Source organism: Salmonella sp. SSDFZ54 (assembly GCF_004010735.1).
Lineage (GTDB): Bacteria > Pseudomonadota > Gammaproteobacteria > Enterobacterales > Enterobacteriaceae > Salmonella > Salmonella enterica.
In genome coordinates, this window is the sequence record NZ_CP034820.1 from 120,021 (window position 1) to 145,531 (window position 25,511).

Here is a 25,511-nt window from a genome sequence, read left to right on the forward strand (position 1 = left end):
AAAATGAAGCTATTTTCAATTTCATCCCGGGATACAAGCATGGACGCGATGTTTTATATCCAGGCCAGTACTAAACAATAGGCAAGTTACATATTTAGTACCCTTTCCCCGAAGCCTACTGCGAACTGCCAGCTTACAGATTTGCAGAATGAGACGGTCGTCCCTTCCATAAGCCCTATTTCGCTTTCACTTAACCCCTGGTCGATCAATTCCCAGTCCCGAACCCGGGAATTGAGTATGGCCACGCATGGTCTTAACCTGATCTGTGCAGTCACGGATGAGCATACCCGTCAGATAGTAGACTTTTGCGATAACCTTGGACAGCAGCTTAAGGATCCGGACGACAAAAGCGCCTGGGTTAAGCTCATTAATTCTGAATGCGCATTGCTTAATTCTCCGCGTTTATATCCCGTTCTGCTGGAGCCGGAGACACCGGCACAATTTGAAATCTTTGTGCCAGCTCCGGAAGATGGCGATCACGACACGGTTATAGCCAGCGTTGTTGAAGAATGTTTCGGAGATGAATGCCGGTACAGAGCAACGGACAAAGCTTTTGCAATGTCGGAAAAGCCAATCATCAGGCTGGAAGCACATTTCAATGACAAACGGGAAAAGGTTTTAGAACTGACCTTTTCCAGTTTCAACCTTTCACTTTCTGCGTCCGTGTATGAACACCAGCTACGTCAGATTTTATTACTTTGCGAAGATTTTGGCGTAAGGCTTCAGGGTAGAGCCGGGGCATCCTGCCACATCAATATGCGCAGCGCTTACCGTCGTCTTGCACATGTCGGCACCGGCTCTCGCCCAGGTGATGGGAGTGATGTGCGGGGCTATACCTCATCTAAAGAGCAAAAAGATGTTAAGGGGCTGCTCGATAAGTCAACCAGGGGAAGTGAGCTTGTACCGGCGAGGCACGGGCAGCAGTTTAACGGTGTCTTAGTGAATGCCACACCCGCACCGGCCACGACGGGTTTTATATACCTGTCGCATGATTTTCCGGAAGGCCAGTTTATGATGACAGCCGAGGTGTTGCATGTTGGAATAACACCGGGCGGGATCTACTACATTGAAACACTGGACGGATACCGGTTTATCGTTACAGCGTTTGAAAAGGGATTAATGAACGGTTTAAGGGAGTTTTTGGCTGTAAATGAGGACTACTTTAAGTATTACCGCTGGTCTTAGCGTCTGACCTGAAACCGGTAGGCCAGGGAAGGCAACCGGGAAAATGCAATTTAACCTGATCCTCTCCCTACCACTACCTTTACCCACGTATAATAGCCCGACCAAATTATAATGCCCGATCACCGCATTGGCTGAAACCACACATATTCTTCTTAGGCCTCGCCTGATGAACTTCGACCACAAGACAAAGGAACGTAACTAATAAATAAAATTTATGAGCTGCACAAAAGTTACTTTTCCATAATGGCGCTTCACTTACATTGTGGTTTCATAATCATTGTTGGTATTTAAAAAGGATGTGTTCAATCTTAAATAAAAGGCGGTGTTTTTTTTCTGAAAATTTGCTGGGAGGTTATTAGCTGGGGGTTGGGTAACAGTATAATAAGTACAGATGAAAAGGAGGTTTTATGAAAACGTTAGACGTGATTTCAACTCAACTCAACTTTAATAATCTGCTGAATCAGGCAGGATATAATCTTTCAGAAATTGTTGTTAAACGCTACAGCGCTGCACCCGCCTTTAACGAAGGGCACTGGTTGTTCATTGCAGAGCAGGATAATCGCTACATTGAAGTGGTCAGTCTTCTTTCAAAGGCATCAGAAAGCGGAGAGCAGCATGTCGATATCTTTATCAATATGTTCGAAGATCCGATTGATGACATTATCTCCCGAAACATTGAACCCAAAACATTTGCGACACTTTATAAATACATTGAACGTATACCTTTTACACCGGACGTAAAAAAAGAATTCTTGAGCAGTATTGAGACTATTAATTTTAGTTAACTAAAAATTACAGATTTTCTTTCACCAAGTTATTAGGTAATGATATCGACCTGGTATCATTACCGTATCATGAATATGGACGGGGACGGGTAAAATGCCTAATAATACTGAAGTCATTAGCTGCGACTTATTTTCAATTCTTTCCTCACTTAATTTTAGTGTTGAGGATATTACAGGGCTAACTCCGGCCAAATTCAGAAAGGGGGCTTTCTTGCATGCAAAAATATCTGCAAGCCAGGCCACGCGAGCAGCTGATATTTCCCTTCAATTACTCACGGATCGTGTTTCAGGTGAAATGAACTACGTAATAGTAATTGGCAGGCACGAAGGGCTCCTGCAAAGCGAAGCAATTGACCCAAACGCTGATAAGCAGTACCGGGAAAACCGTCATTCTCGCCATTTTATCCCAGTAACCGATGCCAATACCAAAGCCCTGAAAAAAACCTGCAAGGTAATGAAAACATATATCAAAGAGCAGGCATTTAAGCCTAACACCTGGGGGCACAATTTCATTAAGGGTTGATTTATTCTTGCCCCGGTGAACCGGGGCAACGCTAAATTAACCTCAACCTGAGCTGGAGGCACAAATGTCTGAAAAACACTTTATCGTAAAGATCCAGAACCGTAACGGCGACCATGAGAAAAGCTATGTTCGTATACTCGTCAGCGATTGTGAGAAAAATGCTTGCCAGACGGCACTGATTTCCGAGTGTGCTGGCGAGGTTGAACAGCTGAGTTTTGAAGACGGTGGGGTTTATGACTACAACGGCGAAAATCACTACAGTGTCAGGAGCTGCGTGGAGGTTGCCCCTGAAGATGTTGCAACTTTGCAACGCTACCTTTAACACCTGCGGCATTAAAAAAAATATCGGGTGTCTGTTACAGGATGCCGCTGTTTTAAACGATGCCTCAAAGATCGCTATCGCTCCTGATGCCTTCATTAAGAGCGGGTTTGTGGTAGGTTCAGCGTAACAAAACTACTGGAATTTTGGTTGCCTCGATGAAGAGCTGCTTTTCTGATTTACCCGTTAAAGACGGCAAGTCCGGAACTTGGAAACTGGACACTTTCGAAATTACCACAGATAAGGCGCTGACCCTCGCCCTTCGTGCCGAGTGTACTGGTAATACAGATGAGTTTATCCCGCCCGGTAGATATCGCCGCTTGTCCAACGGCTGGGATGTGGTGATGTCCAATACCCCGATGGAGATCCGAACCTGCCAGGATTTTATAGAGCGAGCCACCGGGCGGGTGCTCATTAATGGTCTTGGTCTTGGTATGGTGCTCCACGCCATTCTTCAGAAAGACGATGTAACCCATGTCACGGTAATCGAAAAAGAACAGGATGTTATTAACCTCGTTGCAGCCTCGTTTGCAACCGATCTTCGCGTTGAAATTATTAATGCTGATGCAATGGAGTATTGTCCACCAGCTGGCGTTACGTACAACGCTTGCTGGCATGACATATGGACAGACTTCGCAACAGCTAATCTCGCACAGATGGATAAGCTGGAAAGTAAGTACCGGGACATCTGTGACTGGCAGGGATCGTGGGGCAGGGAGGAGTGTGAGCAAAAGCTCATTGAGTTCCAGAATCTTGAGGCTGATTAATCCAACTTGCGAAGGTGTCTCCGCTAAAGGAGCCCGGCTCGCTCTGTGCAAGCCCAGCTGTGCTGCATGATTTGGCAAAGTCTTCAACAAACCAGATCGGTCTGATTTAGTAATCTCACTTCCAACCATCAGGCCGATATAATAACTGTATCCCCATTAGGATGGCTGATGAGTACGATTAATACGGACTTAATTGCGCATATCTACGCTGCCTCCGAATCGCCGTTGACCAACGACGAGCTTTATCGCGAAGTGCAGCGTAAAACTGGCATGTCGGATGCCGAATTGCACGAACTGAAAGAATTTGGGTCAGATAAAACCAGAACCAGCGGCGTCAAACATAAGGTTCGCTGGTTTCAGCAGACTCTCCGTCAGGCCGGGGTCATCGAACGCGTTCCAGAAAAACGGGGCGTCTGGAGATACGCCTCTAAGACGAAAACAAACCTGCATGAGTCATGGGAAAAGCTCTGTGTTGTCGGTTTCTCAACTTCTCTTGGGGCATCGGTTTTTGGAAACGCCTATGCCTTCTTCAGCAATATCACCGAGCAAATTCATCTTTGCCTGACCTCGCCACCTTACCTCCTTCGAAATTCAAGAGACTACGGGCACGGAGGGGGGCGTGGCGAGCAGGCTTATATTGACTGGCTTCTGCGTATCCTCGAACCGATCGTGAAACAGCTTGTACCGGGCGCAAGTGTGGCATTGAATATCACTCAAGATAGCTTTAATAGGGGTAGGCCTTCACGTTCTCTGTATCTGGAGCGTCTGACACTGGCATTATGTGACAAGCTGGGGCTTGAGCTCATGGACAGGCTTCAGTGGGTGAATCGCAGTAAGCCCCCATCGCCAACGCACTGGGCATGTAAGCAACGGGTGCAGCTCTGCTCATCGTATGAGCCTGTGCTGTGGTTTACCAATGATGCGAGTAAGGTTCGTTCAAACAACTTACGTGTACTACAACCGCATTCAGACCAGCATCTAAAATTGCAGGCAGCAGGCGGTGAAAATCGCACGACCTTTTATGGTGATGGGGCGTACCAGCTTAAAAGCGGTTCCTTTGGAAATAAAACAGAAGGAACGATCCCCAAGAATACTTTGTTTTACGGCAATAGCTGCGCTGATACGAGATTTTGCCATTCCATTGCCCGCGAGCTCGGTTTTCCGCTGCACGGTGCAACGTCTCCTACCAGGCTTGCAGCGTTTCTGATTGAGTTTTTGACAGAGCCGGGAGATCTTGTTGTAGATCCCTTCGCTGGCTTGCATAAAGTCCCCATCGCAGCCGAGCGACTTGGCAGACGTTGGCTGGCGACGGACAAAATCATGGAGTGGCTGGCGATTTCCCGAAACCTTTTTACGGCCGCACCGGGATATAAGAGTAACCCCATGCTGGATGAGCTCGCCGAACTGTATCGGACTTAATGCAAGTTAACGGTTTTGATAAAGTGGTTTGAAGCGACAAACGGTTTATTCATTTAGCAGTGGTTCCACCAGAGAATGGCAATATTAACGGCTTAGCATATACCGCTGAGATAATCAGGTAGTCATTCATTTCCGGTTGTCTGTATTAACGAGTGTATTCATTATTCACTTGTTTCTACGATATAGACCCAACAAAAACAAATTGATGGTTGTGATACAGATGTTGTTGGATTAACTAATTTGGTAATTTAGACGGTTTCTAAATTAAAGGTGGACAGATATGAAGTCAGATTCAGAAATGGCTTCTCCTATCGAGTTGCACATTGGCGATCATGTCCAGCGGCATGGTGCTTTATCTGAGGTCATGCATATTGTTGAATCCAAATGCGATATTCCCGGCGGCATCCGGGTAGCAGCATGCATTTGACGGGTTATCGGTAACGTTCCGGGCAATATTCCTCGTGGTTGGCTGGAAACACCGAAGCGTATGGCTGAGCGAGGCGTTAAGTGGGCGACGAGTCTGCCCGGAGGGCTTTACTTTAACATGCAGGGGAACGCACATGCGAAAGTAAGCCGGGTTATTCGTAATGTGACTAACTGAAACTTTTTTCTGAATTGCGGTGTAAAAGTTACTTTTCACCGCGTCGTTTTCCATCACTACTAATTCAGAGTTTTTCTGAAATAAGCAGAGTTAAAGCTAACGATTTATTCAGGCCATTTTATTCTAATCATTATCCTACACTTCAAAAATATGCAATATTTTTTCTTCTGACCTATTAGCCAGAATTCTCGATTCGGTATCATTTACTTACGGTAATTCTTTTAAAAACGAGGTAAATGGCATGCATTCTCAGGATCCTATCACGAAATTAACCCAGACGTTGCAACGCGACGATGGTTCTCAGGTTCGTATTGTAGCGCAGCGGGGATATGGAAGCGGGCTTACAGCCTCGCTTGATGTGTACGTTCTCCGTCGTGATTCCTCTGAAAGCAACTGGTCACTGTGCGGAAAAGATCCTCACCCCGAGTGGAGAAAGATGTCAGTAGATGAGTATCAGAAATTTGGACGCTCAGAAATGCTGCGCTATGCCACACCAGGTGAAATTCTCAGGGTGGCATCCGCTATTGGCCAGCCAATGAGCTTCCTCGATGGCAACCCTGCGTTTTAGCCTGAACCCTGGCGACGCCTTTTAAACCGGCGTCATTCTTTTTACGAGCAACAGACGGAGAAAAAATGAATCTGAACGAACGAAGCACGAGCGCAGCGACGCCAGATTTGAGCCGACTTTATCTCATTTCCGGGCGCATTATGTTTGATGATGATGATCAGGCCTACCCGGTCGAAGCCGATTCCCCTGGTGATGCAGAGGAGGCTTTTCGGCATCATATTGCCGACAGTGCCGACGACTTAGAAAAGGTGATTATAGTTTCCTCTACAAGTTTCGCTTCAGCTCACAGCAGTCGCGTAATTTGTCGGCCTGCCGTGAAGTAATTTCAGCTTCCAATGATATTTCCCTCTTTATAAAAGCCGCCGTCTGGCGGTTTTTATTTGCAAAAATGAATATTAATCCTGAACAATATTAATTTAAGATGAGGTGGTGTTCATATTCTTCTTAATATTTTTTCTAAAAAAACGACTTCAGGTTATTAGTTGGTAGTAGTGTGTTTGTTATGATCTTCTCATCAAATACATTAATTAAATAATCAAGGAGTCAACTGTGGCAGATAATTATACTCTGGCGTCGTTTATTATTCCCTGCACTCAGGAGCAGGCTAAAATGGCACAAGAAGCAATCACATTCGTTACCGAAGCAGAAATTGCAGAAGGTGAGCGTTTGATTGATAAGCCACTGGCAGATTGTTCTCTGACTGAGAAGCTGATTCTCAGTATTATTGAGAACCACCCTGAGTATGACCCTTCAGAGCCGAGCTTTGGGCAACCATCCTGCCCAGACTGTAATTATGAACTGTCGTTCGCAACAGAAGTTAACAGCAGTGGGCTGTCAGTTTTTCATGGAGAGACTATTGATCTTGACCATGCAATTTGCCTCACAACTGCCGTGCTGTCGGTATTCGACCTCCCGGAAATGGTAACAATTACTGCTGCATTTACATGCAGTAAAAGCCGGACAGATGAATTTGGGGGTATGACTATTCTGGTCACAAAGGATACCCACTATTACCAGGATGGCTGTCAGTTTTCTCGTCTCATGAATGAGGCTCACAAAGCCGGTATCCAGTATGCTCTGTGTAAAGTGACGCATTACCACGGTGAGAGCAGCTATGTGGCAAGCTATGTCCTGAGCTGCGACGTAGCGGATTCAGCCCAGGAGGTCGTTAACAGACGACTGAAGGCATGTGCCGGAAAAGAGCCAGAAGACGGAATCTATATTCTGAGTGAAGAAGACAACACCAGTCTTTCGGTCGAACTCGTTACAGAACTGTCTCCGCTCGATTACGACAAGCTGAGCAAGCTTCTTCCTTCCCTTGACACCCTTTGCGGCGCATAAGCCTGCCTGATAACCGTAGCCACCGGTTCCCCCGGTGGCCTGGAGCCTGCCATGACCAATAAATTCATAGTATCTACCGTTGTTTGCATCAATGACTTTGCAAGTGATGTTCCGCAAAGTGTTTCCTTACGGATAGATACAATGCTTGAACAGCGTATCCGCAAATTGGCGACATACGTGAAAAAAAACGATCTTCAGTTAACTGAGTTTTACTTCTATGACGCTAACTGGTCATTTTGTGGTGAAGATGAAATTCAAGAAATAACAGACCAGGATGAATATAAGCATAGCGATAGCACAAGGCAGGAAGCGATGCTGCGGGAAGTAATGCCATCAGCACGTACGGAATGCCCGGTTATTAGGGTGATGAAAGATTCATTTCAGCTTTCTGCTCTACCACGCCATTGTGGTGATGACATGACTCTTAACACTCCTTCAATTCCGCTGTCTGAGTTGAAAACAAATGTCACGGCTTTTATTACACCACCAACCTATATCTAATAGCTGTGCTGGGAGATTAAATTACAATGGGTTTTTATTTTAAATCTATTTAAGAATTAAATTTGCGTGATTTTGATTTAATATAATTTCGCTAAATGGTTGCGCTGTAGTTATTTTAAAGTTCTAATAAAAATATCAGTGATGCAGCATATGCCGTGGTTCAGGAAAATATATGTTTATTGAAAAAAGTGACTCATTCCTTGAATTACCCTCAGAAGTTATTTTTCCTGAGGCGGCTAATGCTGCCATTTTGAAACATGATAAATGGGCTGATGTTTGGGAGACCCTGACAACCGATGCCGATCTGAACTATACCGATGAAAAGGAGACTGTGAGTCTTTCTTCTCTGGTCACGTCAGCCACATCTGCTATTTATCAGGCTATTACGGACGGATGGACGATGTGCGTGGGATACAGTGGCGGTAAAGACTCCCATTCTCTTCTTCACCTATTTCTGATGGCATTGATCAGGGCAGTACGTAACGGCACAAATATCAGCGAACATCATTTCATTCAGATGTCCGATACGCTGATCGAAAACCCTGAGATGCACTATCAGGCTTCACAGGTTCTCAACCAGCTTAGAATGTTCATTGCTGAACACCAGCTACCGGTCACAGTCCTTGTCGCCCAACCGTCTCTTACGCAGAGCTGGGTAGGCCGCATTCTGACTGGACGTGGACTTCCGACCTGGACTAATTCTTCAACCCGTCAGTGCTCAACCGACTACAAAATCGCCCCCCTGCGCAAGGCCAAAGCTCGTTATCTAAAAAACGCCCCGGCATCCGTACGAAGCAGGGTATGCCTGATGCTGGGCTCCAGGGATGATGAAAGTGCCCGAAGGGCCGGAAATATCCTCAAAATGGGAGGGCAGGCGAGGAAAGTAACCCTGACTGAGCACGGTGGTGAACTCTATCCAGTAAAGGAGTGGCGCACTCAGGACATCTGGTCTTTTCTAATGGCCTGTGGTTCCGAATCCCGCTTCCCTTTACCAAGCTTTATGCCGGATAACTTCAGCCTGGCAACGCTTTATAAAGACGCCACCGGAGAGTGTATCTGGTCGCCGGAGAAACCCACGCGAACCTCAGCTTGTGGGGCTAGATATGGGTGCTCGCTTTGCACAGCCGTAGGGGTTGACCATTCAATGGAAACGCTCCTTCGCACTGACCCTGAGAAATATGGTTATCAGGCAGGCCTAAGTCGTCTTCAGCGATTTCTTTCTAAGATCCAGTACGACTGGAGCCTGCGGGATTATATCGGTCGTAAAGTGTTCGAAGGCGGGTATGTGCGTCTTCAACCCAATATCTTTTCTTCGTCCCTGACTGAACGTCTTTTTCATGTCTGTTGCAGCCTTGATTATGTTGAAGCCAGACGTGCGGCAAAGCATCGCAGAAAGCTACTTTCCGGCGAGGTGGACGATACGGCTTATAACCGTCGTATGGCTGAGCCACAATTTCGGCTTGTACATGAAGCAAACGTGATCCACGTTGATTTCCTCTGGTCGTTGCACTGTTTCAACCCTCGCCCGTTTCGGGCAATTGAGATCTATCGCAGAGTCTGGGAAGAGGCCGATCTGGACCTTCTTGAGGATGAGCCTGACATGCTGCCTGTGGCCCGTACACCAATGCCAGCTCCACTCTGGATGAAACTGCCCGGAGGCCGGTTCGGTACAGCTTATGATGGACTGACTGATACGTTGCCGCTGATGACCTATTTTGACGGGCAGGCTGACCCCAGGGCTTCACGTAGCCTAAAGACCGGAGAGAGCAGTTCTGTCGTCGTGGCATTCGAGGAAGAGGATGAGCTGACTGTTGAAGAAGATACGGCGTCCTGGATTATCTGGCATGAATACGACGGGTTACGCCAGAGCATCGCTGACGGTGAGTTTACTCCAACGACTGCTGCTCAGTATCTTCTTCGTTATGGCGCGGTCCGAATTTCAAAAGGGAAGGGCGCTGTCTATCATCGTCTCGCACAACGGGGACAAACCTTTTCCCGCCTGGGGATAGGCGAAAGAGTGTCGCTTCCAGAGCTGGTTGCCAGTCGGCGTTTTAAAATACTCAGCGATACTGCATACCGTCAGGTTGTAGCCCGGAAATTGCGTGGACAGATAAAAAAGTTCAGATTCTGGGCATGCGTAGCTGCCTGTGTACAGTTGCACGTACACAACAAGACGGCACTCGGAGAAAGAATCTTAACGTTACTCGAAGGTGAGAGGGAACAGCAACAAGGTGCGATCCAGGCGAAGCTGAAGGCGGGAATGATGGATGCAGTTCTAACTCTGTGTAACCAGCGACTCCGGGTGAAAGAAAATACTAACCAGCCAGAGGAGTTCCGCTATTACCGTGCCGTAAGAGCTCGTTTCATGCGCCATTTATCTGAATGCCTTAAGCCAGAAAATGGCGGCGTTATCCGTGACGTTATCTGGGAACTGAGGGTGCTGAGCAGTGCTCACGGTACGACCAAAACAGGTTTTTACTATGTCGATAGCAATCGCCCGACAGCGAAAGGACTGTTAAACCGCCTTCTGATGAGGATGGTCAGGCAGGTCGTATAAGCGTCTGAAACGCGAAACACACGAAAATGAAGGGGTTATACAAAAAAAACTTAGCTTTGATCGTGATGTAATGTGGACATCATGTCCAAGCGTTGCTGCATCCAGAAAAGTAACTTTAATCCTGTTGATACAGCCTTTGCATTACCTGTTTACGCATAGCCTGGAAACGTTCTAATTAAACCAGACAAATATAAATTTAAATTAATTCACTCACCCCCGGAATCGGGGAACTAAACAAAAGGATCATCAATGCAAAATCAAAATACCCCCGCTCAGGAAAAACACACCGTATACCTTTTTAATGCTGAACATGCTGACAAGACAGCCGCCAAGCAAGCCGGGAAACTCTTCACGCTGGACATTGAACACCCAATGACCCTCAACGATCTCTCGCTGCTGTGTGAGTCGGTCGCGGACGCTGTGGGAGCACCTGGCGGTATTAAATATGAAATCACAACAGAGCCTAATGGGGTTCAGGAGGAATACTGAATCAGTGTGGTGTGAGTCCATTTTAATTTGAGGTTTCATGAGTTCTATCGAGAGGCTGAAGTATGACTTTGAAAATGGGAAGTCCCCGGACTTCCAAGCCTGAGGGGCCATTTGTATTAATCACTTTTGAGGGGGACGAATTTCTTTTTGATGACAGACATAATGTCGTCAAGATAAATGGCAGGCCTAAAAAAATGGATGTAAAGCGAAATTATTTTGAGTCCGATCTGGGAGAAGGGAAAGCGAAATACTGGACTTTAAATATCGAAGAGGCTCATCGGTTCAATTCGATTGATGAAGCGACAGAACAACTTTGTAAACTGAATCGCCCTCATCTGATCAAAATTCGCAAAGTTGAGGGGGTATCTGAATGACCAAAGAGATGTTTTTACGCATTTTAAATGAGGCACAGGCTCGTGTGGATAACGATTCGCTTCCGCTTGATGTTCGTATCCGGTCACGCACCACGGTAAATGATTGCGTCATCCGGGCAGATAAAGAGGGGTGGCCTATTGAGTATAAACAGAAGGTCTGGGTAGAGGCAGTCAGTGGCTGTTAACTTCAGCGGTTACTTAAGCCAGCTCCTGTGCCCGTGAGATTAGTAAAGGCGGAAAATGATATGGTCAAGGTGATAAATATCAACGGGAATTTAGTTGAGTTACCTGAGCCCTCAGCAAAGTTATCCAAAGCGGAATCACCTGATGGTAGGTTCTCAAAACCTAAAAATAAGATCTCTAAAATACAGCGAGCTGAGCTGCGAATGAAATTTGGGGGGCGTTGTGCCTATTGTGGTTGCAAGCTTCCTGAAAAAGGGTGGCATGCCGATCATGTTGAGCCTGTTCGACGCGACTTTGAACTGGTGAGAGCCCCGGTCGGCAGCGGCGTAACTCATGTTGCCCGAAGTACGGGTAAGGTTATGCACCCTGAACTGCATGCAATAGAAAACTTATTTCCATCATGCGCTCCCTGCAACCTTTTTAAAGGAGCTTTTAGTGTTGAAGGAATGAGAAATGAAATTACCAAACAGGTTGAACGGGCTCGCGCATATAGCGTGAATTTCCGTACCGCAGAACGTTTTGGTTTGCTTCATATTGTAGTAAAACCGGTCGTCTTCTGGTTTGAGCAGTATAACGAACAGAAACAAAACGAATAATTTCTCAGAGACATAAAACAAGTCAATCAACAGTGGTTAACCAATTAAAAAAGTCTATTAACTATTTTGATGCTGCTGAGGATCTGCCAGTTATATCCATAAAAGGAGAAAATGATGTATCTGCATCTTGTGCCACGTATTCTTCACCATATGAAAAACAAGTGTACTCTCATGTCCGTGTCTGTCCCTGAATTGTCACTTGAGCTTAAAGCTGATTCGCTGGTGGCAATGAAACCCTATCCCAACAAGACCTACCACGTTGGCATGCTGAAGGGGCGACGAGCATTAAATGGCTTTCTGGTAAAGAGCCCACGAACTTTAGCTGAGTTCACAATGATAACGCTCTGGGAAATAGACGGCTTTGGGGAAATTAGTCATACCGTAAAAACGCTCGTTCAGGACAACGACTATGACCTGGTCTCCCACGATGTCCTTTTGGCACATGCATACCATCAGACGGAGGAGGGATTGGGGTACCGTGTTCATCCATCCTATGACAGTTTAGCCCCTGTCGATTTTGAGCCAACAATGCAATCCCGGTACATAAAGGAATCCGACCTTTCTCACGACGTATGGGAAACCTATTCATGGGGGGAATTTCTGCGTTCGCGTGAAGAGACATTTCTGGCGATGACCATTTCTTCTTCTCGTTTAAACCACCCTGCATTTATCAGAGGAAACCGGCTTCCTCAAACTGACCAGGCCATCATTATTAGTTCCTAACTCTGCCTGGAATAAAAGTCAGACGACGGGTCAGATTTCTAGCATCTAATTAAATGAATGCCCGGTAAGCCGGGCTTTGTCTATTCAGCAATCAGCTTCTAAAATATAGTTGCTAACCGAAATTCACTCCTCCAGCTTGTTAGCTAAAGTGCTTACTTATGTATAATAATTTACGTCTGGTTATAAATTTTTTTGAATCATTTAACACAACGTCTTAAGGATACATAATGTATAAGTTCACTCCCGTCCAAATTATTGCTGATTATATACTGAGGTTTCTTAAAAATAATGCGGATGCCAAGCTTTACGAGGCAATGCAGCGGCTTGAAACAAAAATCGGTCAGTTTATCGCTGATGGGGTTGATGAACATCAACTACGCTCTTCATTAAGCAAAGCCAGTCGATCTCGTTCCAGGGCGACTCTTATACAGGAGTGTGAGAAACTTATTTCGTAAAAAGAGCATCATCCGGGAAAGTTACTTTAACGATAAATGGCTCCCTTCTTATCGGTTTAAGTTGACGGCCATCCCTACTAAAGCCATCATAAAGCTTGATTAGCATTCGAGTGTAGCACAACTGATTTTCATAGAGTCTTTATCCATTCTCCAGTTCTCTAACTGTATAGGTTCTATTCATGCCCAATAGCTTCGATAAGCCGCAGACGCGCCCAGCACATAACTCTGATGCCGAACCCTTTTTTCCCAAAAACCTTGGTTCGTTTATAGAGCAGGTGTCCGGAAGAGATCTGGCAATGCTCACAGAATCCGAAAAAGAACAGCTTGCGCACCTAATCAAAATTGGACGGAGATATGGAGTTTCTGTAGCTATCGTTCCCGATACAGACTCTGCTGAGCTTCATGAATTACTGTCTAATGCCGGTTCCATTGAAAGGCAGTTTTCCATCTATGAACGCATCCAGACGAAGATTGCGTTCACACGGTGTCAGGAAGCATAAACAAAGTGAGAAATACAACTACGTGGTATGACGTTGTACATGTTGAAATCATTACAGGCGAGCGAGACGGCAGGATATGGGTGCTGAAGCTCTCCTGTGGCCATACAGTATTTCGTCGAATACCTCCTCTTCGTCTTCATAGCCTCACCGCTTTTTCTCTGCGGGAGCCCCCAGAAAAATGTCGGTGCTCCCTTTGTAATTCGAATCCAAAATAAAACCTTTTTAAGGCCCCAAACTGAATATCACTGGATAAATCAACCTCTACAGCGTTCAATCATAAACGCTAAATTTATATTTCATTCATTCTATTTTAAAAGCGATATAAAAGACGGAATCCGATTTAGTCTGTTTGATGCTTAAATCATCTTTAGTGCCCTTTATCTTTTACACAGCGACTTTAACATTAACCTGAGCAGAAAAGTTGTTTTCAAACAAAGTGCGAAAACTTTCTGCTCAGGTTATTAGCCGGGTAAGCCACTTTGTTATATTTGTTTCACATTAACAGAGGAGGCGATATGCAAATTGAAAAGGTGATGTCATTACTTGAAGTGCTTTCAAGCTGGCTTGAAGATAACATCAATATGGATTCTGAAATTATCTTTGATAATGACGAAGATAATACCAACTCAGAAATTCTGTATCCTGCTGTAGAAAAGGCTAATGCCGTTTTGCGCAAAATGGCATCTTTATCTTCAGATTCTGTTCATGCAATTCGACAGCGCTTGCAGCTTGCCGTAGAAGGCAAAGCTGAATTGTCCCTCAAGGATGTGGGAGAGCTTCTGCTGGCAACAAAGTATCTGATGTTGTCCACTGAAGAGGGAGAGTAAGCCTGTGACCACTCTCGTATTTGAAATGGCGGATATTAATAAACTGATCGAAGAAATTCGGCACTGTTGCAAATAGTCGGTGGTGATAAACTTATCATCCCCTTTTGCTGATGGAGCTGCACATGAACCCATTCAAAGGCCGGCATTTTCAGCGTGACATCATTCTGTGGGCCGTACGCTGGTACTGCAAATACGGCATCAGTTACCGTGAGCTGCAGGAGATGCTGGCTGAACGCGGAGTGAATGTCGATCACTCCACGATTTACCGCTGGGTTCAGCGTTATGCGCCTGAAATGGAAAAACGGCTGCGCTGGTACTGGCGTAACCCTTCCGATCTTTGCCCGTGGCACATGGATGAAACCTACGTGAAGGTCAATGGCCGCTGGGCGTATCTGTACCGGGCCGTCGACAGCCGGGGCCGCACTGTCGATTTTTATCTCTCCTCCCGTCGTAACAGCAAAGCTGCATACCGGTTTCTGGGTAAAATCCTCAACAACGTGAAGAAGTGGCAGATCCCACGATTCATCAACACGGATAAAGCGCCCGCCTATGGTCGCGCGCTTGCTCTGCTCAAACGCGAAGGCCGGTGCCCGTCTGACGTTGAACACCGACAGATTAAGTACCGGAACAACGTGATTGAATGCGATCATGGCAAACTGAAACGGATAATCAACGCCACGCTGGGATTTAAATCCATGAAGACGGCTTACGCCACCATCAAAGGTATTGAGGTGATGCGTGCACTACGCAAAGGCCAGGCCTCAGCATTTTATTATGGTGATCCCCTGGGCGAAATGCGCCTGGTAAGCAGAGTTTTTGAAATGTAAGGCCTTTGAATAAGACAAAAGGCTGCCTCATCGCTAACTTTGCAACAGTGCCCTCTGCGGTGCTAAAAAGAACAAGATTCACCGCAACCCAGGACACTGCCATGTTAGATTACCGCTTCCCGACAGCTTTGCAGATGGTTCTCAGCGTAGCAATGGCGGAGCAGATGGGTGAACGTTCGACGAGTGCGATTCTGGCCTACGGCCTGGAAGCGAACCCGAGCTTTATCCGTAAACTAATGGTTCCGCTAACTCGTGACGGCATTATCGTCTCCACGCTTGGTCGCAACGGCTCAATTCATCTTGGCCGTCCGGCGGACAAGATCACCCTGCGTGATATCTATCTTTCGGTTATCGAAGATAAAAAACTGTGGGCGTCGCGTCCTGACGTCCCGGCCCGCTGCGTGGTCAGCGCCAACGCCTGCTGGTACTTCAAATCGGTTGCCGATGAAGCAGAGCAGGCTTCGTTAAACGTCCTCGCTCGCCATACCGTGGCCAGCGCGCTGGAGGCGGTCAAAAACGCCGATACCAGCGGCTGCGACCCGGTGCCGGAAATGATCGCCCGCTTTAAAAAAGCGCATTAATCATTTTCTGGTGACGAAAAAAAACCGCCTTCAAATTGTGAAGGCGGTTTTTTTGTTATCTGCTGCAGGCTAGGCGGGCAGATCCTCCTGGACCGGCTTCCTGCGGGTCACCAGTTTCCGTAGCGTCACGTAAAACACCGGCGTCAGGAACAGACCGAAGAGCGTCACGCCCAGCATCCCGGAGAACACCGTGATCCCGGTGACGCCGCGGACTTCCGCCCCCGCGCCGTGGCCGAGGATCAGCGGAATGGTCCCGGCGATAAAGGCGATGGAGGTCATCACGATCGGGCGCAGACGCAGGCGGCATGCCTCCAGCGCCGCTTCCATGATGCCTTTCCCCTGGATCTCCAGCTCGCGGGCAAACTCGACGATCAGAATGGCGTTTTTACAGGCCAGGCCCATCAGGACCACCAGACCCACCTGCACGAAGACGTTGTTATCGCCCCCGGTCAGCCAGACGCCAAACAGCGCGGAGAGCATCGTCATCGGTACGATAAGGATCACCGCCAGCGGCAGGGTCCAGCTTTCATACAGCGCGGCCAGTACGAGGAATGCCAGCAGCACCGCCACCGGGAAGACGATCAGCGCCGTGTTGCCCTGGGTGGCCTGCTGGAAGCTGAGATCCGTCCACTCAATATTCATCCCATTCGGCAGGATCTGCTTCGACAGCTCTTCCAGATGCGTCATCGCCTGCGAAGAAGAGAGGACCCGCGGATCGGCATCGCCAATCAGGTCCGCCGCCGGATAACCGTTGTAGCGGATCACCGGATCCGGCCCGTAGGTGGTACTGATATTCACCATACTGCCGATCGGTACCATTTCGCCCTGATTATTGCGGGTGCGCAGATTGGCGATATCTTCCACGCTCTCGCGGTATGGTCCGTCAGCCTGGGCCATCACGCGCCAGGTACGCCCGAACTGGTTAAAGTCATTGACATAAGACGAGCCGAGATAGGTCTGCAGCGTACCGAACAGATCGGTTAGCGATACCCCCTGCGCTTTCGCCTTATCGCGATCGACCTGCACGTCCAGCTGCGGCACGTTAGCCTGGTAAGTCGAGATCGGGAAGTGCATCCCCGGCGTCTGCATAATCGCCCCGGACATCGCATTCACCGCGCTTTGCAGCGCGCCATAGCCCAGCCCTCCGCGATCCTGGATGTACAGGGAGTAGCCGGAACCCTGACCCAGACCTAAAATCGGCGGCGGCAGGATGGAAAAGCCAAAGCCCTGCTGGATTTGCGCGATTTTGGCGTTGATCTCCGCGTTAATTTCCGCCGCCGTGTGTTTGCGCTGGTCGAACGGTTTCAGGCCAAAAAAGATCGTCCCGGTATTCGGCGTGTTGGTGAACTGCAGCGCGTTAAGCCCCGGGAAAGCGACCGCATAGTCGACCCCTTCGGTATTCATCCCGATCTCGCTCATTTTGCGGATCACCGCGTCGGTGCGCGCCAGCGACGACCCTTCCGGCATCTTCACGCCGCCAATGAGATACAGCTTATCCTGGGTGGGAATAAACCCGCCGGGGACGACTTTAAACATCACCCCAGCGGCGCAGAGCAGCAGCAGGTACACCGCAAACACTGCGCCACGGCGTCCAAGCGTTTTGCCTACCAGTCCCTGATAGCCGTTCGAGCTGCGCAGGAAAAAGCGGTTAAACGGACGGAAAATCCAGCCAAACAGGCGATCGATCAGCCGGGTAGGGAGGTCTTTCTTCGCGCCGTGCGGCTTTAACAGCAGGGCCGCCAGCGCCGGGGAGAGCGTCAGCGAGTTGATGGCCGAGATCACCGTCGAGATGGCGATGGTCACCGCGAACTGTTTGTAGAACTGGCCGGTGACCCCGGAGAGAAACGCCATCGGCACGAACACCGCACACAGCACCAGCGCAATGGCGATAATCGGCCCGGAGACCTCACGCATCGCCTGATACGCCGCGGCAAGCGGCGCAAGCCCCTCTTCGATATTACGCTCGACGTTCTCCACCACCACGATGGCGTCGTCCACCACGATACCGATAGCCAGTACCAGCCCGAACAGGCTCAGGGTATTCAGCGAGAAGCCCAGCAGATAGAGAATGCTGAAGGTACCCACCACCGATACCGGCACAGCGATCAACGGGATAATCGACGCGCGCCAGGTCTGCAGGAACAGGATCACTACCAGCACCACCAGCACTACCGCCTCCAGCAGCGTCTGCACCACCGCGCGGATGGAGTCGCGGACGAAAACCGTCGGGTCGTACGGCGCCGCCCATTGCATATCTTCCGGGAAGCGGGTGGCCAGCTCGGCCATTTTGGCGCGTACCGCGTTCGACAGATCGATGGCGTTAGCGCCGGGTGACTGGAAGATACCGATCCCGACCGCATCCTTATTGTTGAGCTGGGAGCGCAGCGCATAGCTACCGGAACCCATCTCGATGCGCGCCACGTCGCGCAGGCGGACCAGCGAGCCATCCTGCGCCGTTTTCAGAATGATATTGCCAAACTCTTCTTCGGTATGCAGACGGCCCTGGGCGTTAATGGAGATCAGGAAATCGCTCTCCTGCGGCAGCGGCTCGGCGCCAAGCTGTCCGGCAGACACCTGGACGTTTTGCTCCTGCATCGCCGTCACCACATCCGAGGCCGTCAGACCGCGGGCAGCGACCTTATTGGGATCCAGCCAGACGCGCATCGCATATTCACCGGAGCCAAAAATCTGGATCTGGCCGACGCCGGGCAGGCGCGCCAGCTCATCCTTCACTTTCAGCGTGGCGTAGTTGCGCATATACAGCGAGTCGTACTTCCCGCCGGGGGAGAACAGATGCACCACCAGGGTCAGCGTCGGAGACTGCTTCTGGGTGGTGATCCCCAGACGGCGTACATCCTCCGGCAGACGCGCTTCGGCCTGCGCGACGCGGTTCTGCACCTGAACCTGCGCCTGATCCGGGTCGGTACCCGGGCGGAAGGTGACGGTGGTGACCAGCACGCCGTCGGAGCCGGCGACCGATTTCATGTACATCATGTTTTCAACGCCGTTGATCGCTTCCTCCAGCGGCGTCGCCACGGTCTCGGCAATCACTTTCGGGTTGGCGCCGGGATACTCCGCGCGCACCTGGACGCTCGGCGGGACGACATCCGGATATTCGCTCACCGGCAGCAGTGGGATAGCGATTAACCCGGTGATAAAAATTAAAATCGACAGCACCGCGGCGAAAATCGGCCTGTCGATAAAAAAGCGGGAAAAGTCCATGTCTTGGATTCTCTGATTAGGGATCAGTTAAGGGTGGCGCTGGAGGTCATGGCAACGGTTTTGGCGTTAACCGGCATACCCGGCATAAACACTTTTTGTAAGCCGTCGACGATGACGCTATCCCCAGGATTCAACCCCTTCTGAACGATGCGTAAACCGTCTGCCAGCCGCCCTGGGGTAATGTCGCGGCGCTGTGCTTTACCATCTTTATCAACGATATAGACGTATTTACGATCCTGATCGGTCAGTACCGCTTTGTCGTCGATCAGCGTGGCTTTGAACTCTGCGCTGCCCGGCAGACGCACGCGGGCAAACAGCCCCGGCGTGAACAGACGCTGCGAGTTATCCAGCAGCGCACGCATGCGGATGGTGCCGGTACTCGGCGTTAACTGATTATCGAGAAAATCCACTTTGCCCTGGTGGGGGTAACCCTCCTCGCCCACCAGGCCAATCTCCACCGGGAGCGCCTGATTATCGCTGGACGCGCCTTGCCCGCGGCGGGCGAGGTTTTGATAGTGGAGGTAGGTTGACTCGTCGACGTCAAAGTAGACGTACACCGTCTTTTGCGAGACCAGGGTGGTGAGCACGCTGGCGGTGTCGCCCGCGGTGACCAGGTTACCGCTGGTGATCAGCGCCCGGCTGGCGCGGCCGTCAATAGGGGCGGTCACTTTGGTGAAGTCGAGGTTAAGCTGCGCGGCATCCACCGCCGCCTGCGCGGCGCGAACGTCGGCCTGCGCCTGAACCGCGGCTGACCGGCGCTGCTCCCACTCTTCACGGGAGACGAGGTTGGTATGGACTAATTTATCGGTGCGGTTCGCCTCGCTTTGCGCGAGGCTGGCCTGCGTTTTGGCTCTTGCCAACGCCGCCTGCGCCTGCTCCAGCGCGGCGCGATAGGTTCTGTCATCTATCGTGAACAGCACCTGGCCCTTTTTCACCTCCTGGCCGTCAGTGTAATTCACTTTATCAATGTATCCCGAGACGCGAGGGCGAAGCTGAACGCTCTCCACCGCTTCAATGCGACCGTTAAAACTATCCCACTGACTGATCGACTTCACCAGCACCTTAGCGGCGCTGACCGTCGGGGCGGGAGGCGCAGCATTCTGTGCGACGCTGTCGTCGCAGCCGACGAGCAGAAAGGAGAGCATCATCGCGCCGAGCGCGGTCAGGTGAATGTTTCCCCAGGTTTTTTGCAGGCTCATTATTTTTATTCCGGTAAATGTAGCCGCCGGGCAAGACGCAGCGTGAGAAGCCGCGCCACTTCCTTTGTCCGGGCTGGCTTAAGGCCATTTGTGTCGATCATCGCCACAAAACTGTAACAATTTCGAATACACTATCGCGGCGATTGTAGGAAGGCGCTTAACTAAGTGCAAGAATAATTGTTGCACTTTATGTGCGGTCCAGGGGGGGGATAAAAAACCGCGATCCCGGCGTGGATTTAAATGTAACAATAAAACTGGCACTGTTGCAAATAGTCGGTGGTGATAAACTTATCATCCCCTTTTGCTGATGGAGCTGCACATGAACCCATTCAAAGGCCGGCATTTTCAGCGTGACATCATTCTGTGGGCCGTACGCTGGTACTGCAAATACGGCATCAGTTACCGTGAGCTGCAGGAGATGCTGGCTGAACGCGGAGTGAATGTCGATCACTCCACGATTTACCGCTGGGTTCAGCGTTATGCGCCTGAAATGGAAAAACGGCTGCGCTGGTACTGGCGTAACCCTTCCGATCTTTGCCCGTGGCACATGGATGAAACCTACGTGAAGGTCAATGGCCGCTGGGCGTATCTGTACCGGGCCGTCGACAGCCGGGGCCGCACTGTCGATTTTTATCTCTCCTCCCGTCGTAACAGCAAAGCTGCATACCGGTTTCTGGGTAAAATCCTCAACAACGTGAAGAAGTGGCAGATCCCACGATTCATCAACACGGATAAAGCGCCCGCCTATGGTCGCGCGCTTGCTCTGCTCAAACGCGAAGGCCGGTGCCCGTCTGACGTTGAACACCGACAGATTAAGTACCGGAACAACGTGATTGAATGCGATCATGGCAAACTGAAACGGATAATCAACGCCACGCTGGGATTTAAATCCATGAAGACGGCTTACGCCACCATCAAAGGTATTGAGGTGATGCGTGCACTACGCAAAGGCCAGGCCTCAGCATTTTATTATGGTGATCCCCTGGGCGAAATGCGCCTGGTAAGCAGAGTTTTTGAAATGTAAGGCCTTTGAATAAGACAAAAGGCTGCCTCATCGCTAACTTTGCAACAGTGCCCGCTGTACCAAATGCGGGACAACGTAAGCACTACATTTCGCTCATCGCCGGCCCAGTCGGGCTGCGAGTTCCATAGCTTCAAGGTTTCCCTCAGCGCCTCGAATAGATCCTGTTCAGGAACCGGGTCAAAGAATTCCTCCGCTGCCGGACCTACCAAGGCAACGCTATGTTCTCTTGCTTTTGTAAGCAGGATAGCTAGATCAATGTCGATCATGGCTGGCTCGAAGATACCCGCAAGAATGTCATTGCGCTGCCATTCTCCAAATTGCAGCTCGCGCTTAGCCGGATAACGCCACGGGATGATGTCGTCATGCACGACAAGGGTGACTTCTATAGCGCGGAGCGTCTCGCTCTCGCCAGGGAAAGCCGAAGCCTCCATAAGATCATTGAGCAATGCTCGCCGCGTCGTTTCATCAAGCTTTACGGCCACAGTAACCAACAAATCAATATCGCTGTATGGCTTCAGGCCGCCATCCACTGCGGAGCCGTACAAATGCACGGCCAGCAACGTTGATTCCAGATGGCGCTCAATGACGCTTAGCACCTCTGATAGTTGGTTCGAAATTTCGATGGTCACCGCTTCCCTCATGATGTCTAACGGGCGAGGTAAGCCGACCGCAGAATGCGGGTCGGCTTGACCGAAATGTTAGAACCAGAAGCCAAAACGGATAACTTGAATTTGGCGACGGGCGCTAACCGTGAAAAAACGCTGCGCCACCGAGGCGGCACAGCACTGCAAAAACGATAGCTGCTTGCGCTTGCTACGCAAGGGCTAGAGGCCAAAAAGACTGAAAACCTGCGCAGCCCATGCAGGCGAAGCCCGGAAAAAAGGCAAAACAGGCACTGAATAACGCCTGAAAAGCTAAATGCCGTTTGAATAAACATGAGCTAAATAAAGCTGGGTTTCAGTGGTGCTAACGTTGGACGTAACGAGAGCCGGAGCGCAGCGGAGGGAACCAAAATGCGCAGCATTTTGGCGTCCCGTTGACGGAATGGTTAGCCGTTTCGACGCGCATAAACGGAGTGGGTGTACGGAATTACAGCTTGAATGGTTTCGGTTGAGACAAGCTCGAATTCTGTTTCGTTGAGCATTGGGAAGAAGGCGTCACCCTCGAAGGTTTGATGTACCTCAGATAGAAACACGCCGTGGGCGTGAGGTAGTGCCAGAGTGTATATCTCAGCTCCGCCCGCGACGTAGAGTTCATTGCCGAGTTCGGATGCCAAAGCGATAGCGTGCGACAGCGTTGAAACAACTACGCAGCCAGTGGCGCGGTAGTTAGCTTGGCGTGAGATTACCAATGTGTGACGGTTCGGTAGAGGCTTGCCGATAGACTCAAAGGTCTTTCGCCCCATGACAACGACTTTTCCCTCAGTGAGTCTGCGAAAAATCTTCTGCTCACCCGGAATTTTCCAGGGGATATTAGGACCATTGCCAATAACCCGATTGGCTCCCATCGCAGCAACGAGATAAATGCGTACTGATTCCGAGTTCATATGGCTAACTTTGTTTTAGGGCGACTGCCCTGCTGCGTAACATCGTTGCTGCTCCATAACATCAAACATCGACCCACGGCGTAACGCGCTTGCTGCTTGGATGCCCGAGGCATAGACTGTACAAAAAAACAGTCATAACAAGCCATGAAAACCGCCACTGCGCCGTTACCACCGCTGCGTTCGGTCAAGGTTCTGGACCAGTTGCGTGAGCGCATACGCTACTTGCATTACAGCTTACCAACCGAACAGGCTTATGTCCACTGGGTTCGTGCCTTCATCCGTTTCCACGGTGTGCGTCACCCGGCAACCTTGGGCAGCAGCGAAGTCGAGGCATTTCTGTCCTGGCTGGCGAACGAGCGCAAGGTTTCGGTCTCCACGCATCGTCAGGCATTGGCGGCCTTGCTGTTCTTCTACGGCAAGGTGCTGTGCACGGATCTGCCCTGGCTTCAGGAGATCGGAAGACCTCGGCCGTCGCGGCGCTTGCCGGTGGTGCTGACCCCGGATGAAGTGGTTCGCATCCTCGGTTTTCTGGAAGGCGAGCATCGTTTGTTCGCCCAGCTTCTGTATGGAACGGGCATGCGGATCAGTGAGGGTTTGCAACTGCGGGTCAAGGATCTGGATTTCGATCACGGCACGATCATCGTGCGGGAGGGCAAGGGCTCCAAGGATCGGGCCTTGATGTTACCCGAGAGCTTGGCACCCAGCCTGCGCGAGCAGCTGTCGCGTGCACGGGCATGGTGGCTGAAGGACCAGGCCGAGGGCCGCAGCGGCGTTGCGCTTCCCGACGCCCTTGAGCGGAAGTATCCGCGCGCCGGGCATTCCTGGCCGTGGTTCTGGGTTTTTGCGCAGCACACGCATTCGACCGATCCACGGAGCGGTGTCGTGCGTCGCCATCACATGTATGACCAGACCTTTCAGCGCGCCTTCAAACGTGCCGTAGAACAAGCAGGCATCACGAAGCCCGCCACACCGCACACCCTCCGCCACTCGTTCGCGACGGCCTTGCTCCGCAGCGGTTACGACATTCGAACCGTGCAGGATCTGCTCGGCCATTCCGACGTCTCTACGACGATGATTTACACGCATGTGCTGAAAGTTGGCGGTGCCGGAGTGCGCTCACCGCTTGATGCGCTGCCGCCCCTCACTAGTGAGAGGTAGGGCAGCGCAAGTCAATCCTGGCGGATTCACTACCCCTGCGCGAAGGCCATCGGTGCCGCATCGAACGGCCGGTTGCGGAAAGTCCTCCCTGCGTCCGCTGATGGCCGGCAGCAGCCCGTCGTTGCCTGATGGATCCAACCCCTCCGCTGCTATAGTGCAGTCGGCTTCTGACGTTCAGTGCAGCCGTCTTCTGAAAACGACAATGGAGGTGGTAGCCGAGGGTGTGGAAACACCCGACTGCCTTGCGTGGTTGCGGCAGGCGGGTTGCGACACGGTGCAGGGTTTCCTGTTCGCCAGGCCGATGCCGGCGGCGGCCTTCGTCGGCTTCGTCAACCAATGGAGGAACACCACCATGAACGCCAATGAACCGAGCACCAGTTGCTGCGTGTGCTGCAAGGAAATCCCGCTCGATGCCGCCTTCACGCCGGAAGGGGCCGAGTACGTGGAGCATTTCTGCGGGCTGGAGTGCTATCAGCGCTTCCAGGCGCGGGCCAGCACTGCGACCGAAACCAGCGTCAAACCGGACGCTTGTGATTCGCCGCCGCCAGGTTGAGGCATACCCTAACCTGATGTCAGATGCCATGTGTAAATTGCGTCAGGATAGGATTGAATTTTGAATTTATTGACATATCTCGTTGAAGGTCATAGAGTCTTCCCTGACATTTTGCAGGGAATTCCATGACTGGACAGCGCATTGGGTATATCAGGGTCAGCACCTTCGACCAGAACCCGGAACGGCAACTGGAAGGCGTCAAGGTTGATCGCGCTTTTAGCGACAAGGCATCCGGCAAGGATGTCAAGCGTCCGCAACTGGAAGCGCTGATAAGCTTCGCCCGCACCGGCGACACCGTGGTGGTGCATAGCATGGATCGCCTGGCGCGCAATCTCGATGATTTGCGCCGGATCGTGCAAACGCTGACACAACGCGGCGTGCATATCGAATTCGTCAAGGAACACCTCAGTTTTACTGGCGAAGACTCTCCGATGGCGAACCTGATGCTCTCGGTGATGGGCGCGTTCGCCGAGTTCGAGCGCGCCCTGATCCGCGAGCGTCAGCGCGAGGGTATTGCGCTCGCCAAGCAACGCGGGGCTTACCGTGGCAGGAAGAAATCCCTGTCGTCTGAGCGTATTGCCGAACTGCGCCAACGTGTCGAGGCTGGCGAGCAAAAGACCAAGCTTGCTCGTGAATTCGGAATCAGTCGCGAAACCCTGTATCAATACTTGAGAACGGATCAGTAAAT

At 50.5% G+C, this 25,511-nt stretch carries 29 protein-coding genes and 2 pseudogenes; 26 read left to right on the forward strand and 5 right to left on the reverse strand.

Features of this window, described 5'->3' with window-relative positions; all coding sequences use genetic code 11:
- Positions 1-237 precede the first annotated feature (237 nt).
- The 22 genes from EOS97_RS25080 to EOS97_RS25190 all read left to right on the forward strand — a co-directional run bounded on the left by EOS97_RS25080 (position 238) and on the right by EOS97_RS25190 (position 16,121).
- Complete coding sequence (locus EOS97_RS25080) at positions 238-1,185, forward strand: flavin reductase (protein WP_164846946.1); 948 nt, start codon at positions 238-240, stop codon at positions 1,183-1,185.
- Positions 1,186-1,592: 407 nt separating this feature from the next.
- Positions 1,593-1,970 carry a hypothetical protein gene (locus EOS97_RS25085; RefSeq protein WP_000853477.1) on the forward strand — a complete coding sequence of 126 codons (378 nt, stop codon included), beginning with the start codon at positions 1,593-1,595 and terminating at the stop codon, positions 1,968-1,970.
- 94 nt (positions 1,971-2,064) lie between these two features.
- Complete coding sequence (locus EOS97_RS25090) at positions 2,065-2,493, forward strand: hypothetical protein (RefSeq protein ID WP_001133498.1); 429 nt, start codon at positions 2,065-2,067, stop codon at positions 2,491-2,493.
- Between the two features lie 64 nt (positions 2,494-2,557).
- On the forward strand, positions 2,558-2,815 hold the full coding sequence (locus EOS97_RS25095; protein WP_001290637.1) for a hypothetical protein: 258 nt from the start codon (positions 2,558-2,560) through the stop codon (positions 2,813-2,815).
- 155 nt (positions 2,816-2,970) lie between these two features.
- Positions 2,971-3,579, forward strand: coding sequence for a hypothetical protein (locus EOS97_RS25100; protein ID WP_000833773.1), 609 nt, complete (start codon positions 2,971-2,973; stop codon positions 3,577-3,579).
- 168 nt (positions 3,580-3,747) lie between these two features.
- Positions 3,748-4,998, forward strand: a complete 1,251-nt coding sequence (locus EOS97_RS25105; protein WP_000104323.1) for a site-specific DNA-methyltransferase — start codon at positions 3,748-3,750, stop codon at positions 4,996-4,998.
- 280 nt (positions 4,999-5,278) lie between these two features.
- A complete protein-coding gene (locus EOS97_RS26840) occupies positions 5,279-5,425 on the forward strand; it encodes a hypothetical protein (RefSeq protein WP_001426334.1) in 147 nt (48 codons plus the stop codon).
- 415 nt (positions 5,426-5,840) lie between these two features.
- Positions 5,841-6,167 (forward strand): hypothetical protein, encoded by a 327-nt coding sequence (locus tag EOS97_RS25110; RefSeq protein WP_000556022.1) that lies wholly within the window; start codon positions 5,841-5,843, stop codon positions 6,165-6,167.
- A 65-nt stretch (positions 6,168-6,232) separates the two neighbouring features.
- Positions 6,233-6,490 (forward strand): hypothetical protein, encoded by a 258-nt coding sequence (locus tag EOS97_RS25115; protein ID WP_042634392.1) that lies wholly within the window; start codon positions 6,233-6,235, stop codon positions 6,488-6,490.
- Positions 6,491-6,716: 226 nt separating this feature from the next.
- A complete protein-coding gene (locus EOS97_RS25120; RefSeq protein ID WP_046788417.1) occupies positions 6,717-7,508 on the forward strand; it encodes a hypothetical protein in 792 nt (263 codons plus the stop codon).
- A 51-nt stretch (positions 7,509-7,559) separates the two neighbouring features.
- On the forward strand, positions 7,560-8,009 hold the full coding sequence (locus EOS97_RS25125) for a hypothetical protein (RefSeq protein ID WP_000182314.1): 450 nt from the start codon (positions 7,560-7,562) through the stop codon (positions 8,007-8,009).
- A gap of 172 nt (positions 8,010-8,181) precedes the next feature.
- Entirely contained in the window at positions 8,182-10,566 is a 2,385-nt protein-coding gene (locus tag EOS97_RS25130) for a phosphoadenosine phosphosulfate reductase family protein (RefSeq protein ID WP_000469466.1), read from the forward strand.
- A gap of 249 nt (positions 10,567-10,815) precedes the next feature.
- Positions 10,816-11,055, forward strand: coding sequence for a hypothetical protein (locus EOS97_RS25135; RefSeq protein WP_001180999.1), 240 nt, complete (start codon positions 10,816-10,818; stop codon positions 11,053-11,055).
- A 62-nt stretch (positions 11,056-11,117) separates the two neighbouring features.
- Positions 11,118-11,429, forward strand: a complete 312-nt coding sequence (locus tag EOS97_RS25140; RefSeq protein ID WP_000172889.1) for a hypothetical protein — start codon at positions 11,118-11,120, stop codon at positions 11,427-11,429.
- Positions 11,426-11,614, forward strand: coding sequence for a hypothetical protein (locus tag EOS97_RS25145; protein ID WP_000159618.1), 189 nt, complete (start codon positions 11,426-11,428; stop codon positions 11,612-11,614). Before EOS97_RS25140 ends, EOS97_RS25145 begins: the two co-directional genes overlap by 4 nt.
- A gap of 60 nt (positions 11,615-11,674) precedes the next feature.
- Positions 11,675-12,208, forward strand: coding sequence for an HNH endonuclease (locus tag EOS97_RS25150; RefSeq protein WP_000241454.1), 534 nt, complete (start codon positions 11,675-11,677; stop codon positions 12,206-12,208).
- A gap of 111 nt (positions 12,209-12,319) precedes the next feature.
- Entirely contained in the window at positions 12,320-12,931 is a 612-nt protein-coding gene (locus tag EOS97_RS25155) for a DUF6012 family protein (RefSeq protein WP_077248242.1), read from the forward strand.
- Between the two features lie 227 nt (positions 12,932-13,158).
- Positions 13,159-13,386, forward strand: coding sequence for a hypothetical protein (locus tag EOS97_RS25160; RefSeq protein ID WP_000276410.1), 228 nt, complete (start codon positions 13,159-13,161; stop codon positions 13,384-13,386).
- A 179-nt stretch (positions 13,387-13,565) separates the two neighbouring features.
- Positions 13,566-13,886: a hypothetical protein gene (locus EOS97_RS25165; protein ID WP_001133831.1), complete on the forward strand. Its 321-nt coding sequence runs from the start codon at positions 13,566-13,568 to the stop codon at positions 13,884-13,886.
- A 515-nt stretch (positions 13,887-14,401) separates the two neighbouring features.
- Complete coding sequence (locus EOS97_RS25170) at positions 14,402-14,713, forward strand: DUF957 domain-containing protein (protein ID WP_001165367.1); 312 nt, start codon at positions 14,402-14,404, stop codon at positions 14,711-14,713.
- Positions 14,714-14,835: 122 nt separating this feature from the next.
- Positions 14,836-15,540 carry an IS6-like element IS26 family transposase gene (locus EOS97_RS25180; RefSeq protein WP_001067858.1) on the forward strand — a complete coding sequence of 235 codons (705 nt, stop codon included), beginning with the start codon at positions 14,836-14,838 and terminating at the stop codon, positions 15,538-15,540.
- A gap of 101 nt (positions 15,541-15,641) precedes the next feature.
- Positions 15,642-16,121: an Rrf2 family transcriptional regulator gene (locus tag EOS97_RS25190; RefSeq protein WP_000888203.1), complete on the forward strand. Its 480-nt coding sequence runs from the start codon at positions 15,642-15,644 to the stop codon at positions 16,119-16,121.
- Between the two features lie 69 nt (positions 16,122-16,190).
- On the opposite strand, the gene EOS97_RS25195 is transcribed toward EOS97_RS25190, so the two are convergent.
- Together EOS97_RS25195 and EOS97_RS25200 are read right to left on the reverse strand one after the other, a co-directional pair.
- Complete coding sequence (locus EOS97_RS25195) at positions 16,191-19,343, reverse strand: multidrug efflux RND transporter permease subunit OqxB2 (RefSeq protein ID WP_032495443.1); 3,153 nt, start codon at positions 19,341-19,343, stop codon at positions 16,191-16,193.
- Positions 19,344-19,366: 23 nt separating this feature from the next.
- Positions 19,367-20,542: a multidrug efflux RND transporter periplasmic adaptor subunit OqxA2 gene (locus EOS97_RS25200; protein ID WP_063865358.1), complete on the reverse strand. Its 1,176-nt coding sequence runs from the start codon at positions 20,540-20,542 to the stop codon at positions 19,367-19,369.
- Positions 20,543-20,861: 319 nt separating this feature from the next.
- Between EOS97_RS25200 and EOS97_RS25205 the strand changes: the two genes are divergently transcribed.
- Positions 20,862-21,566 carry an IS6-like element IS26 family transposase gene (locus EOS97_RS25205; RefSeq protein ID WP_001067858.1) on the forward strand — a complete coding sequence of 235 codons (705 nt, stop codon included), beginning with the start codon at positions 20,862-20,864 and terminating at the stop codon, positions 21,564-21,566.
- Between the two features lie 53 nt (positions 21,567-21,619).
- Here the strand turns inward: EOS97_RS25205 and EOS97_RS25210 are convergent.
- The 3 genes and pseudogenes from EOS97_RS25210 to dfrA12 all read right to left on the reverse strand — a co-directional run.
- A pseudogene (locus EOS97_RS25210) lies at positions 21,620-22,207 on the reverse strand (AadA family aminoglycoside 3''-O-nucleotidyltransferase); the annotation flags it as partial.
- 5 nt (positions 22,208-22,212) lie between these two features.
- A complete protein-coding gene (locus EOS97_RS25215) occupies positions 22,213-22,503 on the reverse strand; it encodes a DUF1010 domain-containing protein (protein ID WP_001336345.1) in 291 nt (96 codons plus the stop codon).
- Positions 22,504-22,614: 111 nt separating this feature from the next.
- Positions 22,615-23,112, reverse strand: a complete 498-nt coding sequence (gene dfrA12 / locus EOS97_RS25220) for a trimethoprim-resistant dihydrofolate reductase DfrA12 (protein ID WP_001083725.1) — start codon at positions 23,110-23,112, stop codon at positions 22,615-22,617.
- A 144-nt stretch (positions 23,113-23,256) separates the two neighbouring features.
- Here dfrA12 and intI1 point away from each other — a divergent pair, with 144 nt between their 5' ends.
- From intI1 to EOS97_RS25235, 3 genes and pseudogenes are all read left to right on the forward strand, one after another.
- Complete coding sequence (intI1, locus tag EOS97_RS25225) at positions 23,257-24,270, forward strand: class 1 integron integrase IntI1 (protein ID WP_000845039.1); 1,014 nt, start codon at positions 23,257-23,259, stop codon at positions 24,268-24,270.
- A 202-nt stretch (positions 24,271-24,472) separates the two neighbouring features.
- A pseudogene (locus tag EOS97_RS26845) lies at positions 24,473-24,823 on the forward strand (DUF3330 domain-containing protein); the annotation flags it as partial.
- Between the two features lie 125 nt (positions 24,824-24,948).
- Positions 24,949-25,509 (forward strand): recombinase family protein, encoded by a 561-nt coding sequence (locus EOS97_RS25235; protein ID WP_000147567.1) that lies wholly within the window; start codon positions 24,949-24,951, stop codon positions 25,507-25,509.
- The last annotated feature ends 2 nt before the right edge of the window (positions 25,510-25,511 follow it).

Bases quoted from the DNA above. Each gene is read 5' to 3' on its own strand.
- EOS97_RS25080 (WP_164846946.1), top strand. From the start codon at position 238: ATGGCCACGCATGGTCTTAACCTGATCTGTGCAGTCACGGATGAGCAT.
- EOS97_RS25085 (WP_000853477.1), top strand. From the start codon at position 1,593: ATGAAAACGTTAGACGTGATTTCAACTCAACTCAACTTTAATAATCTG.
- EOS97_RS25090 (WP_001133498.1), top strand. From the start codon at position 2,065: ATGCCTAATAATACTGAAGTCATTAGCTGCGACTTATTTTCAATTCTT.
- EOS97_RS25095 (WP_001290637.1), top strand. From the start codon at position 2,558: ATGTCTGAAAAACACTTTATCGTAAAGATCCAGAACCGTAACGGCGAC.
- EOS97_RS25100 (WP_000833773.1), top strand. From the start codon at position 2,971: ATGAAGAGCTGCTTTTCTGATTTACCCGTTAAAGACGGCAAGTCCGGA.
- EOS97_RS25105 (WP_000104323.1), top strand. From the start codon at position 3,748: ATGAGTACGATTAATACGGACTTAATTGCGCATATCTACGCTGCCTCC.
- EOS97_RS26840 (WP_001426334.1), top strand. From the start codon at position 5,279: ATGAAGTCAGATTCAGAAATGGCTTCTCCTATCGAGTTGCACATTGGC.
- EOS97_RS25110 (WP_000556022.1), top strand. From the start codon at position 5,841: ATGCATTCTCAGGATCCTATCACGAAATTAACCCAGACGTTGCAACGC.
- EOS97_RS25115 (WP_042634392.1), top strand. From the start codon at position 6,233: ATGAATCTGAACGAACGAAGCACGAGCGCAGCGACGCCAGATTTGAGC.
- EOS97_RS25125 (WP_000182314.1), top strand. From the start codon at position 7,560: ATGACCAATAAATTCATAGTATCTACCGTTGTTTGCATCAATGACTTT.
- EOS97_RS25130 (WP_000469466.1), top strand. From the start codon at position 8,182: ATGTTTATTGAAAAAAGTGACTCATTCCTTGAATTACCCTCAGAAGTT.
- EOS97_RS25135 (WP_001180999.1), top strand. From the start codon at position 10,816: ATGCAAAATCAAAATACCCCCGCTCAGGAAAAACACACCGTATACCTT.
- EOS97_RS25140 (WP_000172889.1), top strand. From the start codon at position 11,118: ATGACTTTGAAAATGGGAAGTCCCCGGACTTCCAAGCCTGAGGGGCCA.
- EOS97_RS25145 (WP_000159618.1), top strand. From the start codon at position 11,426: ATGACCAAAGAGATGTTTTTACGCATTTTAAATGAGGCACAGGCTCGT.
- EOS97_RS25150 (WP_000241454.1), top strand. From the start codon at position 11,675: ATGGTCAAGGTGATAAATATCAACGGGAATTTAGTTGAGTTACCTGAG.
- EOS97_RS25155 (WP_077248242.1), top strand. From the start codon at position 12,320: ATGATGTATCTGCATCTTGTGCCACGTATTCTTCACCATATGAAAAAC.
- EOS97_RS25160 (WP_000276410.1), top strand. From the start codon at position 13,159: ATGTATAAGTTCACTCCCGTCCAAATTATTGCTGATTATATACTGAGG.
- EOS97_RS25165 (WP_001133831.1), top strand. From the start codon at position 13,566: ATGCCCAATAGCTTCGATAAGCCGCAGACGCGCCCAGCACATAACTCT.
- EOS97_RS25170 (WP_001165367.1), top strand. From the start codon at position 14,402: ATGCAAATTGAAAAGGTGATGTCATTACTTGAAGTGCTTTCAAGCTGG.
- EOS97_RS25180 (WP_001067858.1), top strand. From the start codon at position 14,836: ATGAACCCATTCAAAGGCCGGCATTTTCAGCGTGACATCATTCTGTGG.
- EOS97_RS25190 (WP_000888203.1), top strand. From the start codon at position 15,642: ATGTTAGATTACCGCTTCCCGACAGCTTTGCAGATGGTTCTCAGCGTA.
- EOS97_RS25195 (WP_032495443.1), bottom strand. From the start codon at position 19,343: ATGGACTTTTCCCGCTTTTTTATCGACAGGCCGATTTTCGCCGCGGTG.
- EOS97_RS25200 (WP_063865358.1), bottom strand. From the start codon at position 20,542: ATGAGCCTGCAAAAAACCTGGGGAAACATTCACCTGACCGCGCTCGGC.
- EOS97_RS25205 (WP_001067858.1), top strand. From the start codon at position 20,862: ATGAACCCATTCAAAGGCCGGCATTTTCAGCGTGACATCATTCTGTGG.
- EOS97_RS25215 (WP_001336345.1), bottom strand. From the start codon at position 22,503: ATGTTTATTCAAACGGCATTTAGCTTTTCAGGCGTTATTCAGTGCCTG.
- dfrA12 (WP_001083725.1), bottom strand. From the start codon at position 23,112: ATGAACTCGGAATCAGTACGCATTTATCTCGTTGCTGCGATGGGAGCC.
- intI1 (WP_000845039.1), top strand. From the start codon at position 23,257: ATGAAAACCGCCACTGCGCCGTTACCACCGCTGCGTTCGGTCAAGGTT.
- EOS97_RS25235 (WP_000147567.1), top strand. From the start codon at position 24,949: ATGACTGGACAGCGCATTGGGTATATCAGGGTCAGCACCTTCGACCAG.